Source organism: Amycolatopsis sp. FBCC-B4732 (genome assembly GCF_023008405.1).
Lineage (GTDB): Bacteria > Actinomycetota > Actinomycetes > Mycobacteriales > Pseudonocardiaceae > Amycolatopsis > Amycolatopsis pretoriensis_A.
On record NZ_CP095376.1, the window covers coordinates 1,967,723 to 1,982,799 of the forward strand.

At 71.5% G+C, this 15,077-nt stretch carries 12 protein-coding genes; 7 read left to right on the forward strand and 5 right to left on the reverse strand.

The features are described 5' to 3' along the window. The first annotated feature begins 2 nt into the window (after nucleotides 1–2). From MUY14_RS08405 to ctaD, 4 genes are all read left to right on the forward strand, one after another. Entirely contained in the window at nucleotides 3–1,004 is a 1,002-nt protein-coding gene (locus tag MUY14_RS08405; protein ID WP_247022248.1) for an inorganic phosphate transporter, read from the forward strand. Further along, nucleotides 1,001–1,606: a hypothetical protein gene (locus MUY14_RS08410; RefSeq protein ID WP_247022250.1), complete on the forward strand. Its 606-nt coding sequence runs from the start codon at nucleotides 1,001–1,003 to the stop codon at nucleotides 1,604–1,606. The genes MUY14_RS08405 and MUY14_RS08410 overlap by 4 nt, the downstream gene beginning before the upstream one ends. Before the next feature lie 80 nt (nucleotides 1,607–1,686). Next, on the forward strand, nucleotides 1,687–3,378 hold the full coding sequence (locus MUY14_RS08415) for a GAF domain-containing protein (protein ID WP_247022252.1): 1,692 nt from the start codon (nucleotides 1,687–1,689) through the stop codon (nucleotides 3,376–3,378). Nucleotides 3,379–3,519: 141 nt separating this feature from the next. After that, a complete protein-coding gene (gene ctaD / locus MUY14_RS08420) occupies nucleotides 3,520–5,232 on the forward strand; it encodes a cytochrome c oxidase subunit I (protein ID WP_247022254.1) in 1,713 nt (570 codons plus the stop codon). Nucleotides 5,233–5,239: 7 nt separating this feature from the next. On the opposite strand, the gene MUY14_RS08425 is transcribed toward ctaD, so the two are convergent. Beyond that, entirely contained in the window at nucleotides 5,240–6,211 is a 972-nt protein-coding gene (locus MUY14_RS08425) for an SDR family NAD(P)-dependent oxidoreductase (protein WP_247022256.1), read from the reverse strand. Between the two features lie 63 nt (nucleotides 6,212–6,274). Here MUY14_RS08425 and MUY14_RS08430 point away from each other — a divergent pair, with 63 nt between their 5' ends. Continuing rightward, nucleotides 6,275–6,829: a TetR/AcrR family transcriptional regulator gene (locus tag MUY14_RS08430; RefSeq protein ID WP_247022258.1), complete on the forward strand. Its 555-nt coding sequence runs from the start codon at nucleotides 6,275–6,277 to the stop codon at nucleotides 6,827–6,829. Nucleotides 6,830–6,850: 21 nt separating this feature from the next. Here MUY14_RS08430 and MUY14_RS08435 read toward each other — a convergent pair whose 3' ends face one another. From MUY14_RS08435 to MUY14_RS08450, 4 genes are all read right to left on the reverse strand, one after another. Next, on the reverse strand, nucleotides 6,851–7,324 hold the full coding sequence (locus MUY14_RS08435) for a GyrI-like domain-containing protein (RefSeq protein WP_247022260.1): 474 nt from the start codon (nucleotides 7,322–7,324) through the stop codon (nucleotides 6,851–6,853). A 68-nt stretch (nucleotides 7,325–7,392) separates the two neighbouring features. Beyond that, nucleotides 7,393–10,749, reverse strand: a complete 3,357-nt coding sequence (gene cydD / locus MUY14_RS08440) for a thiol reductant ABC exporter subunit CydD (protein ID WP_247022262.1) — start codon at nucleotides 10,747–10,749, stop codon at nucleotides 7,393–7,395. Continuing rightward, entirely contained in the window at nucleotides 10,746–11,765 is a 1,020-nt protein-coding gene (gene cydB, locus MUY14_RS08445; RefSeq protein WP_247022263.1) for a cytochrome d ubiquinol oxidase subunit II, read from the reverse strand. Before cydB ends, cydD begins: the two co-directional genes overlap by 4 nt. 13 nt (nucleotides 11,766–11,778) lie before the next feature. Continuing rightward, a complete protein-coding gene (locus tag MUY14_RS08450) occupies nucleotides 11,779–13,179 on the reverse strand; it encodes a cytochrome ubiquinol oxidase subunit I (protein ID WP_247022266.1) in 1,401 nt (466 codons plus the stop codon). A 165-nt stretch (nucleotides 13,180–13,344) separates the two neighbouring features. On the opposite strand from MUY14_RS08450, the gene MUY14_RS08455 reads away from it, so the two are divergent. Further along, nucleotides 13,345–13,983 carry a response regulator transcription factor gene (locus tag MUY14_RS08455; RefSeq protein WP_247022267.1) on the forward strand — a complete coding sequence of 213 codons (639 nt, stop codon included), beginning with the start codon at nucleotides 13,345–13,347 and terminating at the stop codon, nucleotides 13,981–13,983. Between the two features lie 82 nt (nucleotides 13,984–14,065). Next, nucleotides 14,066–15,076 (forward strand): DUF3644 domain-containing protein, encoded by a 1,011-nt coding sequence (locus tag MUY14_RS08460; RefSeq protein WP_247022269.1) that lies wholly within the window; start codon nucleotides 14,066–14,068, stop codon nucleotides 15,074–15,076. Nucleotide 15,077 lies beyond the last annotated feature (1 nt).

A 15,077-nucleotide genomic window follows, 5' to 3' on the forward strand; every position in this document is an offset into this window, starting at 1 on the left:
GCGTGAGCGCCGCGGTCGCGCTGGCCGTGGCGGTCGCGATCACCCTGGTCTTCGACTTCACCAACGGGTTCCACGACTCGGCGAACTCGGTGGCCGCGCTGGTCGCGACCCGCGCGGCCACCCCGGGCGCGGCCTTGCTGCTGGCGGCCGCGTGCCACGTCGCGGGACCGCTGCTGGCCGGGACGACCGTCGCCGACACCGTCGGCGGGGTGGTCCGCCTGCCGGCCGCGGACGTGCTGCCCGCGGTCGGCGCGGCGGTCACCGCCGGGATCGCCTGGAACCTGCTCACCTGGTGGCGCGGGCTGCCGTCGAGCTCGTCCCACGCGCTGGTCGGCGGGCTGGTCGGGGCGAGCGGCTTCGCCGGCGTGCGGTGGGGCGGGGTAGCCGGGCTGCACGTCACCGGAGTGCTCGGCGTGCTGGCCGGCCTCGCCCTGTCACCGCTGCTCGGCGCCGGGCTGGGCGCGGCGGCCGACCGCCTGGCGCGCCGGGCCCTGCGCCGCGCCCGGCGGCGGGTGGACGTCGCGATCCGGCGCGCCGAGTGGGTGACCGCCGGCGCGCTGGCCTTCAGCCACGGCGCGAACGACGCCCAGAAGTCCATGGGCGTCATCACGCTGCTGCTGGTCGCGACCGGGCACCTCGGGGCTTTCGCGGTCCCGCTGTGGGTGAAGCTCGCGGCGGCGAGCGCACTGACGCTCGGCACCGCCTCCGGCGGCTGGCGGGTGGTGAAGACCGTCGGCCGCGGCATCTACCGGATGCGCCCGGTCGACGGCCTGGCGACCCAAGGCGGCTCGGCCGCGGTGATCCTCGCCGCGGCCGGCGTGGGCGCCCCGGTCAGCACCACCCACGTCGTCGCCGCGTCCGTGGTCGGCGCCGGTGCCAGCCGCCACGCCCGCCACGTGCGGTGGTCCGTGGTCGGCGAGATCTGTTCCGCGTGGCTGGTCACCCTGCCGGCGTGCGCCGTGCTGGGTGCCGCCGCGCTCCCGCTCTGGAGGTGGTTCGCGTGAGGCTCCCGAAGACGTGGTTCCTGCCGCACAACCCGGACGTGCTGGGGTTGCTCCGGGACCAGGCGAGCACGGTCAGCGAGGTGATGACCGCGCTGGCGGGCTGGGCCCGCGGCGAGCCGACCGGCGGGGAACTGCACACGCCGTTGCTGGTTCAGTCGGCCGAACGCCGTGAGGTGCTGATGGCGGTCCGGGAGGCGTTCAGCACGCCGCTGGAGGCCGAGGACGTGTTCGAACTCGCGGAACGGCTGGGCGAAATCGCCGAAGCGGCTTACATGCTGGTCCGCGAATCCGATTTGTCGCGGACGCCACCGGACGACCACTTGAGCGCGATGGTGCTGACGTCGGTGACCGCGTTCGACATGCTGCACGAAGCGCTCGACGCGTTGCCCGCGGCGAGCGCGGCGGCAGCGGCCGACACGGCTGTGTCCTCTTTGGACGCCGCGGAACACGCTTACCGCCGGGCGATCGCGGGCCTGGAGACCGAGCCGGACTCGCGCCGGGAGATGCGGCTGCGGGAGCTCTACCGCCGGGCCGAGCACCTCGCATCGGCTGTGCAACGATTGGGGCGTCGCACCTGGTACGCCGTTTGCAAGATCTCCTGAAACATCCGGTGGACGATTCACTTAAATGACGGTCGCCGCGGCTTGACCGCCACCCGGTAGGGGGCGGGACACTGTTTCGCGTGAATGGGACGGGCAAAGAGCAGGACCGGCTGACGTTCCCGGACCTGCCGAGGATGGAACTGGACCAGCTGCTGGGTCAGCTCGTGGAGCGGGCCCAGGAGGTCATGGGTACTCAGGGCCGCCTGCGCGGCCTGCTGCACGCGAGCCAGATGGTGACCGGCGACCTCGCGCTGCCCACGTTGCTGCGCCGCATCGTCGAGGCGGCCCGGGAGCTGCTGGGTGCGCGGTACGCGGCACTCGGCGTGATCGGGCCGGACGGGCAGCTCGCCGAGTTCGTCCACGTCGGCATGGACGACGAGACGGTCGCCAGGGTCGGGCAGCTCCCCGAGGGAAAGGGGCTGCTCGGAGCCGTGGTGGAGGACCCGCGGCCGATCCGGCTCGCGAACATCACCGACGACCCGCGCTCGTCCGGGTTCCCCGGCGAGCACCCGCCGATGCGCAGCTTCCTCGGCGTGCCGATCCGGGTCCGCGGGGTCGTGTTCGGGAACCTCTACCTCACCGAGTGCCGGCACGGTGAGTTCACCGCGGAAGACGAGCAGCTGGCGCTCGCGCTGGCGGCGACCGCGGGCCAGGCCATCGACAACGCGCGGCTCTACGAGACCGCGCGCAAGCAGCAGGAGTGGCTGGGGGCGTCGGGGGCGATCATGCGCGAGCTGCTCGCGACCCGGTCCGGGCGGCCGCTGGAGCTGATCGCCGAGCACACCCTCGACCTCGCGGACGCCGATCTGGTCACCGTGGTGCGACCCGACGCCGATCGGCTGCGCATCGAAGTCGCGGTCGGCCTCGGCGCCGACGAGCTGGTCGGACGCCAGGTCGAGCGCACCGGAACGATGTCCGGGCAGGTGTTCACCACGGGCGCGCCGGTGCTGGGGTCGTGGGTCGACCGGCAGGGCATGCCGGACGCGCCCCCCGCGCTGCGCACCGACCTCGACGCCGTGCTGGTGGTCCCGCTGACCGGGGCCGGGCAGGTGAACGGTGTGCTCACGGCGGCCAGGAAGATCGGCAGGCCGAGCTTCACGGGTGACGACCTGGAGATGGCGGCCGGCTTCGCGAGCCAGGCCTCGGTGGCGATCGAGCTGGCGGACGCCCGCGCGGAGCAGCAGCGCAACGAGCTGTACGACGAACGCGACCGGATCGCGGCGGAGCTGCACAGCCAGGTGGTCCAGCGGTTGTACGGGATCGGGCTTTCGCTGCAGACGACCGCGGGCGCGGCGCGATCGGAGGCGGTGGCGCGCCGGGTCCGCACGGCGATCGCCGACCTCGACGCGGTGATCGCGCAGATCCGCGACACGGTCTTCCAGCTGGACGATGTGCTGCCGCGGTCCTCGACCAGCGTGCACGACCGTGTCCTGGAGGTGCTGTCGGAGCTGGGGGACGAGCTCGGCCTCACGGCGTCGACGGAGTTTTCCGGCAAGCTGGACGCGATCTCCCCGCCGGACCTGGCCGACGAGCTGGTGACGGCGTTGCGGGAGGGTCTGACGCTGATCGCCCGCAGCACCGGCGCCGGGTCGGTGCGGGTGGCGGTGCGGTCGGGGGCGGAGAGGCTGAGCGTGGTGCTGGCGCACGACGGCAGCCCGTCGAGCGCGCCACCGGAGGAGGAGCTCGCGCGGATCGCCGACTCGGCACGGCGGCGCGGCGGGGTTTCGGAGGTGCACGAACGCGAGCTGACCTGGTGGGTGCCGATCCCGTAGCGCGGGAGCGCGGGCGTTCCGCTTCCGCTGGACCGGAACGGAGGACTTCGGTCGCGTCCGCGGGGACTTTCGTCCCTAAGCGGAGCAACGGCTTTCACGATCGACTGTGTCCCGGCCAGTACCCGGGAGACAGGAGTTTTCGTGGCGGCGATCGTTCCCGAGCCGATTGTCCTGCACCCGGCGCCGGCCCGGAGGCAGCTCAAAGGGGCCTGGCTGCTCCAGGTCTTCCGCACGACCGATCACAAGCAGATCGGCGTCATGTACCTGGTCACCACCTTCGGGTTCTTCCTGATCGGCGGGGCGATGGCGATGCTGATCCGCTCCGAGCTGGCCCGGCCGGGCTTGCAGTTCCTCTCGCAGGAGCAGTACAACCAGCTGTTCACCATGCACGGCACGGTGATGCTGCTGCTGTACGCGACGCCGAGCGTGTTCGGGTTCGCGAACTTCGTGCTGCCGCTGCAGATCGGCTCGCCGGACGTGGCGTTCCCCCGGCTGAACGCGTTCTCCTTCTGGCTGTTCCTCTTCGGCGGGCTGCTCATGCTGTCGGGGTTCCTCGTCCCCGGTGGCGCCGCCGACTTCGGCTGGTTCGCCTACACCCCGCTCTCCGACGCCATCCACTCACCGGGCGTCGGCGCCAACCTCTGGATCGTCGGCGTCGCGGTCGGCGGCCTGGGCACCATCCTCGGCGCGGTCAACATGGTCACCACCATCGTCTGCCTGCGCGCACCCGGCATGACGATGTGGCGGATGCCGATCTTCACCTGGAACATCCTCGTCACCAGCATCCTGGTGCTGATCGTGTTCCCGGTCCTCACCGCGGCCGGCTTCGGCCTGCTCGCCGACCGGCTCATCGGAGCCCACGTGTTCGACCCGGCCAACGGCGGCGCCGTGCTGTGGCAGCACCTGTTCTGGTTCTTCGGCCACCCCGAGGTCTACATCCTGGCGCTGCCCTTCTTCGGTGTCGTCTCGGAGATCCTGCCGGTGTTCTCCCGCAAACCGTTGTTCGGCTACCGGAGCCTGGTCTGGGCGACGCTGTCCATCGCGGCCCTGTCGGTCGCGGTGTGGGCGCACCACATGTACGCCACCGGCGCCGTGCTCCTGCCGTTCTTCTCGTTCATGACGTTCCTCGTCGCGGTGCCGACCGGGGTGAAGTTCTTCAACTGGATCGGCACCATGTGGAAGGGGCAGCTGAGCTTCGAGTCCCCGATGCTGTTCTCGACCGGGTTCCTGGTCACCTTCCTCTTCGGTGGCCTGTCCGGCGTGCTGCTGGCGGCACCGGCACTGGACTTCCACGTGTCCGACACCTACTTCGTCGTCGCGCACTTCCACTACGTGCTCTACGGCACCATCGTGTTCGCCACCTTCGCCGGCATCTACTTCTGGTTCCCGAAGATCACCGGCCGGATGCTGGACGAAGGCCTGGCCCGCTGGCACTTCTGGACCACCTTCCTCGGCTTCCACACGACGTTCCTGGTCCAGCACTGGCTCGGCAACGAAGGCATGCCCCGCCGCTACGCCGACTACCTGAGCACCGACGGCTTCACCACGCTGAACACGATCTCGACGATCGGCGCGTACCTGCTTGGGGCCTCGGTGCTGCCGTTCCTGTGGAACGTGGTCAAGAGCTACCGCTACGGCGAGATCGTCACGGTGGACGACCCGTGGGGCTACGGCAACTCGCTCGAATGGGCCACCACCTGCCCGCCACCGCGGCACAACTTCACCGAGCTGCCCCGGATCCGTTCCGAGCGGCCGGCGTTCGAGCTGCACTACCCGCACCTGATCGAACGCCTCCGCACCGAAGGCGACATCACCTTCACCGGCAAACCCAAATCCCGCGGCGGTGCGGGGTGACTCGCGCTCAGCCGCGCGTCATGGCGGCCGAGACGGTCCAGAGGCGCTCGGCCGCGGCGGGGTCGAGCGCCCACTGCTTCACACCGTGCGGGTGGTCGGCGAGCTGGGCGTCGTTGGCCACGGTGTACGCCTCCTGCCCGTCGTCGAGGTAGTGGCCGCCGGTCCGGGCGAACTGCGGGGCGACGGCGGCCACGATGCTCGTCGCGGCGCCTTGCCCGACGGTCTTGTAGGCGAAGACGCCGGCGGCTTCGGCCGCGGCGAGGGAATTCTTCTGCGCCTGGGTGAAGTTCCGCTGCAGCCCGGTCGCGACGCCGCCGGGGTTCACGGCGTTGGCGAAGATGCCATCGGGCGCCCAGCGGCGGGTCGCCTCGACCGCGAACAGGGAGTTCGCCGTCTTCGACTGCGCGTACGCGATCTGCGGGTCGTAGGCGCGGCGCCGGAAGTGCAGGTCGGCGAAGTCGATTCCGGCGCGCATGTGCGCGGTGGAGCTGACCGACACGATCCGCGCTTCGCCGCGGTCGGCGGCCCCGCGGGCGAGCGCGCCGTGCAGCCCGGTGGCCAGTGCGAAGTGGCCGAGGTGGTTCGTCGCGAACTGCAGCTCCCACCCCTGCGCCGTGTGGGCCGGCCCGCCGGTGACGAGACCGGCGTTGGCGACGAGCAGGTGCAGCGGGCCCTCCCACCCCTCGGTGAAGCGCCGGACGGACGGCGGATCGGCGAGGTCGAGCGGGGAGACGCGGGGGCGGTGCGCGGTGCCCGCGTCCGCGATGGTGGTGGCGACGGCCTCGCCGGCGGCGGTGTTCCGGACGGCGAGGGTCACCTCGGCGCCGGCCGCGGCCAGCGCCCGGGCCGTCTCGGCGCCGATACCGGAGGACGCCCCGGTCACGATCACCCGCACGCCGGCGAGGCCGACCCCGGCCAGCACGTCGTCCGCGGTCGAGGAGGCGGAGAAAGGCGTGGTGATGAGCTGTCGCGAGGTCATGGCTCGAACTATACAGACTCGACAGAAGTTGTTCAGTAAGTCGGCGACGCGTACGGTAGCGGGATGACCGAGACGTCGAAGGTCGCCGAGCCGGCCCGTCGCGACGCGGTGCTCGAGTCGGCGCTGCTGACGTTCGCCCGGCACGGCTACCGGAAGACCGCCATGGAGGAGATCGCGCGCACCGCCCGCATCTCCCGCCCCGGCCTGTACTTCCTGTTCGACTCCAAGCAAGTGCTGTTCCGCGCCGCGGTGACGCGGGCGCTCGAGCAGGACCTCGCCGCCGCCGCACGGCTCCTCGCCGACACCGGCAGGCCGTTGCGCGAACGCCTCGTCGACGCGTTCGACCAGTGGGCGGGCCGCTACGTCGGCCCGCTGGCCCGGGACATCCCGAGCGTCATCGAGCAGAACCCGGACCTGCTCGGCGAGATCGTCCGGACCGCTCCGAAGCGCTTCGAGCAGCTCGTCACGAGCGCGCTCGCCGCGGCGCCGGGGCAGGCGCCGGCGAGCGCGGTCGCGCAGACGTTGATCAGCGTGTCGGCCGGGCTGAAGCACCAGGTGGAGACCCGCGAGGCGTACCTCGCGCGCTTCACCACCGCGGTCGGCCTCCTGGTCACCTGACGAGCGCTCCGCGGCGCGGGATCAGTGGATCCGGTACGGCTGGACGATCGCGGTCCGCCAGGCGCCGGGGTCCGGTCGCGCGCCCGGCGACGTCAGGTAGACCTCCCACGCCGCACCGGCGAGCTCACCGTCGTGCTCGTGCACCCAGCAGGCGAGCGCGCCGTACGCGGGCTCGATCGTGTCGTAGGACCCGGTGTGGACCGTCTCCACGACGGGGCCGCCGGGCAGCGTCGACGGGCCGACACCATCGGCCGGCTCGATGACGGTGGTGACCGGGAAGCCCGCTTCGACGTGGAACCGACCCTCGGCCTCACGGTGGTGGTAGCGGGCGAACGGCGGACCCGACGGCACCGAGCCCTGCGCGGCCAGCACCTTGGCGATCGCACCGTATTGCCGCTCGAGCCAGGCCGCGATTTCCGAGACGTCGAGATCGGCCTCGGCCACCGCGGTCGGCTGTTCGTTGCGGTTACGGACCTGGATTTCGTAGGTCTGCATCCGGGTAGCTTCCCGGTGGTGGCGCAGCCGCGGCGAGGGCCGTTCGTCCCGGTCCGGCGGGCCCACGGTCACCTCACGGCCCCGGACGGCTCTTCGACAGCGCTGCCGGCGCCGGTCAGGTGCACCACCGACAACTGGGCGAATTCCGCGGGCCGGTGGGTGACCACCAGCGTGGACCGGCCCTCGGTCGCGGCCAGCACGTCGTCCGCCAGCGCCGCTGCCGTGGGCGCGTCCAGGTGGGCCGTCGGCTCGTCGAGCAGCAGGATCGGGCGGTCCGACAGCAACGCCCGGGCCACGCCGATGCGCTGGCGCTCCCCGCCGGAGACCGGGGTTCCGTGGGTGCCCAGTGCCGTGTCCAGGCCGTCCGGTAGCCGCGAGAGCCAAGCGCCCAGCTGGGCCAGCTCCAGTGCGGCCCGCAGGTCGGCATCGGGCGCCGCGGGCCTGGCCAGGCGGAGGTTCTCGCGCAGCGTGCTGTCGAACAGGTGCGTCTCCGGCCCGCACCAGGCGATCCGGTCCCGGACCGAATCCCCGTCGCAGCGCAGTGTGTCGGTGTCGTCGAGCAGGACGCGGCCGGCGGACGGGTCCAGGTAGCGCATCAGCGCGGCGAGCACCGTGCTCTTGCCCGCGCCCGAGCGGCCGGTCAGCGCGATCCGGCGGCCGTGGCCGATGCGCAGGTCGACGTTCCGGACCGCGTCGGCCGGAGCTGCCGGCCAGCGGACCGACAGCCGCTGCGCCGCCAGCTCGGCCGCGGGCGGCGCGGCCGCGGTGGCGGTGGTGTGCGGCGCGGCGAGTGCGTCCAGCTCGGCCAGGCGGCGCGCGGAACCGGAAGCCCCGAGCAACCGCTGCGCCGCCTCCGGCAGGCCGGCCACCAGTTCGGCCGTCGCCAGCGGCACCAGGGCGAGCACGGCGAGCGTGGGGCCGGGGACCGCGGCCGCGATGCCCAGCGTCAGGCACGCGATCGACGTCAGCCCGACGCCGAGGGTGGCCATCCCGCCACCCAGTCCGCGCCAGGCCGCAGAGCGGCGCTGCCGGGACGTCACGGCGAAGTCGAGCTCGCGCAGTCGTGAGTGCCGCCGGTCGGCCGCGTCGTGGGCGATCAGGTCGGCCGACGCCTGGAGCAGCTCGACCGTCCCCGCCGTGAGCTCCGCGCGCAACCGGGCCGTTTCGCGCTGGGCCCGGCGGGCCGCCAGCGCCGCCACCACCGGGGCCACCACCCCCGCGACGGTCAGGCCCAGAGCAGCCGCGAAGCCGGCGCCGGGCAAGAGCACGCCGAGGGTGACCGCGGTCGCGGTGAGGACCGCGAAGGTCGACACGCCGGGCACCAGCCCCCGCACCAGGACGTCCTGCTGGCTGTCCACATCGGACACCAGCCGGTGCAGCAGGTCGCCGCGCCGCAGGCGGGCGGTGCCGGCCGGCCCGAGCCGGACGAGCTGTGCCCACACCCGCACCCGCAGCTCGGCGAGCGCGCGGAGGGCGACGTCGTGGGACAGCAGCCGCTCGGCATAGCGGAAGATCCCCTTGGCCAAGCCGAAGGTGCGCACCGCGACGATCGCGACCACCAGGCTCAGCACGGGAGGGTGCAACGCCGCGCTGGCGATCAGCCACGACGACGTCGCGGTGAGCGCGACCCCGCAGCCCAGCGCGGCGGTCGAGGCGAGGCAGGCCAGCGCCAAGCGCAGCCGGTGGGGCCGGATCGCGCCGAGCAACGGCCGCCACTTCGGGCCGTCGAAGTCCACAGTGGACGTCTTGGTGGCGGCCGGCGAGGTGGCGCGCACCGCCGGCCGGGCGGCCGCGGCCGGTGAATCCGCCGCCGGGATCGCGCCGCCCAGGGAAACGACGCGGTCGCAGTGCGCCAGCACCGCGGGGTGGTGGCTGACGATGACGGCGGTCCGCCGGGCGAGCACCTTGGGCAGCCGCTCCAGGATGGCCGCCTCCGTCTCCGCGTCGACGCCCTCGGTGGGTTCGTCGAGCAGGATCAGCGGCCGGTCGAGCAGCACCGCCCGGGCCAGCGCCACGCGGCGGCGCTGCCCGGTCGACAGCCCGGCACCCAGCTCTCCGACCACAGTGGACAGCGGAACGTCGAGGGCGGCGGTGTCGGCGGCGGCGAGCACGGCGTCGTCGGTGGCGCCGGGAGAACCCAGCCGGATGTTCGCGGCGACCGTCCCGGCCACCAGGTGGGGCTGCTGCGGCACCCACGCCAGGTGACGGTGCCAGGTGGCGCGGCCGATGCCGGCCAGGTCGGTGGTGCCCACCAGGATCCGCCCGGCGTCGGGCCGGCGCCAGCCGAGCAGGAGGTCGAGCAGCGTCGACTTGCCCGCCCCGCTCGGCCCGGTCACGCCGACGATCTCGCCGGGCGGCAGGCGCAGGCTGAAGCCGTCGAGGATCGGCCCGGACCGGCCGTCGACCGTGACGTCTTCGCAGCGCACCGCGGTGCGCGCCAGGTCGGGCACGACGCCGGTGCCGTGGTCGCCGGACGGCGTGCCGGCGAGCGCGATGATCTCTTCGGCGGCGGCGAGACCCTCGGCGCTGTCGTGGAACCGCGCGCCGACCGCGCGCAGCGGCAGGTAGACCTCCGGCGCGAGGATCAGCACGACCAGCGCGGTCCGCAGGTCGAGCTCGCCGGCCAGCAGGCGCAGGCCGATCGACACCGCGACGAGGGCGACCGACAGCGTGGCCAGCAGTTCGAGGGCGAGTGCGGAGAGGAACGCGACCCGCAGGGTCCGCATCGTGTGCGAGCGGTACTTCTCGGTGATCTCCCGCAGGGACCGGAGCTGCGCCCGCGCGCGGCCGAACGCCGTCAGCTCGGCCAGTCCGGCGACGAGGTCCAGGAAGTGGTTGCCCAGCACGGAAAGCGTCTGCCACTGCCGCCGGACGTCGCGCTGGGTGTAAACGCCGATGAGGATCATGAAGACCGGGATGAGCGGCACGGTCAGGCCGACGACGACCGCGGCGATCCAGTCGGCGAACAGGATCCGCGTACCCACGACGAGCGGGACGACCGCCGCGATCAGCAGCTGCGGCAGGTAGCGGGCGAAGTAGCCCTCCAGCCGGTCGACGCCGTGCGTGGCGAGAGCGGCGATCTCGGCGGGGGAGCGGTCCGCCCGGCGCGGCCCGATCCGCAGCGCGGCCGTGATGACGGTGTCGCGCAGCTGCGACAGCGCCCGGGCGGCGGCGCGGTGGGCGGTCGTCTCCGACAACCAGGTGATCCCGGCCCGGGCGAGCACGACCAGGACGAGCATGCCGAGCGGCACGAGCAGGTCCCGGACCGCCAGCCCGTCGAGGAAGGCCCAGGTGATCGTCTTCGCCAGCAGCTCCGCCTGGGCGAGCACCAGCATCGCGGTCAGCACGCCCAGTGCGGCGCAGGCGAGGACGAACGGCCGGACCGCGCTCGCGTGGCGCAGCAGCCGCGGGTCGAGGGGCTTCACCGGCGGCCCGCGGGCAGGCCGCCGCCGGCGGGGATCGAGGCGCGGCTGATCCGCTTGCGGAACACCCAGTACGTCCAGGCCTGGTAGGCCAGCACGATCGGGGTGAACGCGACCGCCACCCAGGTCATGATCTGCAGGGTGTAGTGCGTCGAGGACGCGTTCGTCGTGGTCAGGCTGAAGGCGGGGTCGGTCGTCGAGGGCAGCACGTTCGGGTAGAGCGACCAGAAGAGCGTGAAGGTGACGGCGATGATCGCGCCGGCGGTGCTCGCGAAGGCGAGCCCGTCGCGGTCGCCCGCGGCGAACAGCACACCCGCGGCCAGCAGCAGCGCCGCGACCAGCGACGTCAGCCAGGACCAGCCGCCGTGTTCGATCGCCGTGTAGCCCAGGAACACGCCGCCGAACACGATCGCGGCGCCGCCGAGCGGGCGGCTCAGCGTCCGGGCGCGGTCGCGCAGGGCGTCGGTCGTCTTCAGCGTGAGGAAGACCGCGCCGTGGAAGGTGAACAGGCTGAGCGTGGCCAGCCCGCCGAGCAGCGCGTACGGGTTGAGCAGGGTGAAGAAGGTGCCGGTGAAGTGGTGCTGGGCGTCGAGGGGGACGCCGTGGACGATGTTGCCGAACGCGACGCCCCACAGCAGCGCGGGTGCGGCGGAACCGAAGACGATCACCCAGTCCCAGGTGTTCCGCCAGCGCGGGCTGTCGATCTTGCCGCGGAACTCGAACGCGACGCCGCGCAGGATCAGCGCGACCAGCACCAGGAGCAACGCCAGGTAGAAGCCGGAGAACAGGCTCGAGTACCAGAGCGGGAACGCGGCGAACGTCGCGCCGCCGGCGACGAGCAGCCAGACGTCGTTGCCGTCCCAGACGGGGCCGATCGTGTTGACGAGGACCCGGCGGTCGGTGTCGTCGTGGCCGAGGACGCGCAGCAGCGTGCCGACGCCGAAGTCGAAGCCTTCGAGGACGAAGTAGCCGGTCCAGAGGACCGCGATGAGCAGGAACCAGATGTCGGTGAGGGCCATGGCGGTGCTTTCGTCAGTAGGCGAACGCCGCGGGGCGCGGCTCGTCGGAATCGGTGTCTTCGCTGGGTGCTTCGGGCGGCGGCGGCCCGGCCTTGGCGTAGCGGACCATCAGCACGCCGTCGACGACCGCGAGGACGCCGTAGAGCACGGTGAACACGATCAGCGACGTCAGCACGGTGCCCGCGGAGACGGTGGGCGACACCGAATCGGCGGTCTTCAGCACGCCGAACACCGACCACGGCTGCCGTCCCATCTCGGTGAAGATCCAGCCGACGCTGTTGGCCAGGAACGGCAGGGCGACCCCGGCGGTCGCGACGGGGAAGAACCAGCGGGCGCGCGGGGTGCGGCCGCGGCGGAACAGCCACAAGCCCACCAGCGAGATCAGCAGGCAGAGGAAGCCGAAGCCGATCATCAGGCGGAACGTCCAGTACGTGACCGGGATGTCCGGCCGGTAGTCGCCGGGCCCGTAGGCCTGCTGCTCCTGGGCCTGGAGGTTGTTGATGCCCTCGACCCGGCCGTCGAACTTCCCGGTGGCCATGAAGGAGAGCACGCCGGGCACGCGGATGCTGAACTTCTCCTGCGAGCCGTCGAGCGAGCCGATGGTGAACAGCGAGAAGGACGCGGGCGCGACGGTGTCGTAGAGCGCTTCGGCGGCGGCCATCTTCATCGGCTGCTGCTCGGTCATCAGCCGGGCCTGCAGGTCACCGGTGACGATGACGCCGAGGCTCGCGATCAGGACGGTGACCAGCGCGAGCTTCATCGACGGCCGGTAGACGTCGGCGCTCGTGCCTTTTCGCAGCTGCCACGCGCTGATGCCCACGACGAACATGCCGGCGGTGAGGAAGCACGCGGTGAGGGTGTGGGCGAACGCGCCGACGGCGGTGGAGTTGGTGAGCACGGCACCGAAGTCCTTGAGCTCCGCGCGGCCGGTCGCGGGGTTCACGACGGAGCCGACCGGGTGCTGCATCCAGGAGTTGGCGGCGAGGATGAAGTAGGCCGAGAGCACCGTGCCGATCGAGGCGATCCAGATCGTGGCCAGGTGCAGCTTCTTCGGCAGCTTGTCCCAGCCGAAGATCCACAGCCCGAGGAAGGTCGACTCGAGGAAGAACGCCAGCAGCCCTTCGATGGCCAGCGGCGCGCCGAAGATGTCGCCGACGAACGTGCTGTAGTCCGACCAGTTCATCCCGAACTGGAACTCCTGCACGATGCCGGTCGCCACGCCCATGGCGAAGTTGATGAGGAACAGCTTCCCCCAGAACTTCGTCATCCGGCGGTACTTGTCGTTCCCGGTGCGCACCCAGGCCGTCTGCATCCCGGCGACCAGGAAGGACAGCCCGATGGTCAGCGGGACGAAGATGAAGTGGTACACGGTGGTGATCCCGAACTGCCATCGGGCGATGTCCAGGGCGCTCATCCGGTTCTCCTGCTCGCGCGGACGGTGTTGTCCGGGGCAGCATCCGGTCCGGGGGACCTTCGGCGAGAGGGTCCTTGGTCACTTCCGCGACGGTCACGGGTCCCTGCCATCCGAGGGCCAATGGTCGTACGCTGATCTCCGTCGAACCGTTTTCGGGAGGTCGGAATGCTCCGCGTGTTTCTGGTCGACGACCACGAGGTCGTCCGTCGTGGCGTCGCCGACCTGCTGGACGAGGACGAGAACCTCACAGTGGTCGGCCAAGCCGGCAGTGTGTCGCAGGCGCTGGCCCGCATCCCGGCGCTGAACCCCGACGTCGCGGTGCTCGACGTGCGCCTGCCGGACGGCAACGGCATCGAGCTGGCCCGTGAGCTGCGGTCCAAGCTGCCCGAGCTCAAGTGCCTGATGCTGACGTCCTACACCGACGAGCAGGCGATGCTCGACGCGGTGATGGCCGGGGCCAGCGGGTTCGTCATCAAGGACATCAAGGGCATGGACCTGGTCTCGGCGGTCCTCGACGTCGGCGCGGGCAAGTCCCTGCTCGACGCGCACGCGGCCGCCGCGCTGATGGCCAAGCTGCGGGACAGCCAGGCGAAGAAGGGCCCGCTGGCGGACCTTTCCGACCAGGAGCGGAAGCTGCTGGAGCTGATCGGCGAGGGCCTGACGAACCGCCAGATCTCGGAGCGGATGTTCCTGGCCGAGAAGACGGTGAAGAACTACGTGTCGCGCCTGCTGACCAAGCTGGGCATGGAACGGCGCACGCAGGCCGCGGTGCTGGCCACCGAGCTGCGCAACCAAAACGGCTGAGGTCTCGTTCAGTGCACAGCGGTAACGGACGGTGATGGAATTCCGACCTTGACCGTATGCCGCACGAGATCCCCGTTCGCGGTTGTTCGACCTGCCGAGCTTCGCGGAGGGACTCATGGCACCGCGGCCACGTTTCCTGCACATGGTCGACGCCTCTCGCGATGAGGCCCAGCTGGCTGTGCGCCTGTACAACGATCCGGGGGAAGTCCGTTCTTTCGAGGGCTTCGTCGTCCACATGCACCTTGCCTGGCTGTATCTGCTGCACGCCGAACTCTCGCGGGACGCCGTCGACTTCCGGTACTGGCGCACCAAGGGGCGCGCTCGGCGCCTCGAGCGCATCGACGGTGAGCCGAAGCGCTGGGACCTGGCCACCGCCCGCGAGCAGCAAGCGCTCGCTGCCGCCGTGGGCGGTCAGAGCCAAGCCCTCTTGCTCAACTACGAGGAGGAAGTCACCGGCCAGTTCGGCCTCGGCGCTTCCCTCGCGACCCGCCTGCGGTTCCCGGTCTTCATCGGCAGCTTCACCGACGAAGGCGAGCGTGCTCTGCGCCGGTTGCGCTCGCAACTTCCGGCTCAGCTGCGCACGTTCATCGCGGAGTACGACGCCGGATCGGACGACTCGGTCGCCCGTGACCCGCGCTATGACTTTCGGCTGCGGGTTTTCCAGGAGCTCGCACCGAAGGACCCGGACGCGCTTGCCGTTCAGTTCACCTGCTTCGACGATCTCACCGAAGAACAACGCGAAGCAGTGGAGGCGATCGGCAGGAAAGGGTACGTCGTAGTCCGAGAACACAAACGGCCCGTTGTCGGACACGGCTTGCTGAAACCGACTCAGGCTGCGCAGGCCGTCCAGAACCGTATTCCGTTCTGCTTCACCACGGCTCAGTTCACGAAGGCGTGGAAGAAGCATCGCCAAGCTCGCGCGCGAGTGCGCCACCGAAGCGGGGTTCCGGTCGTTGCTCGAAATGGCACCCAAGGACAAGGAGACCGGTGCGTGGGTGGGGCCACCGCCTCCGAACGCTACGCCGTCCTGGAGACGAGTGGCCCCACCGCCCGCGGAAGCGACCATGCGCTCGGCATGACCCAGTACCGCTGAT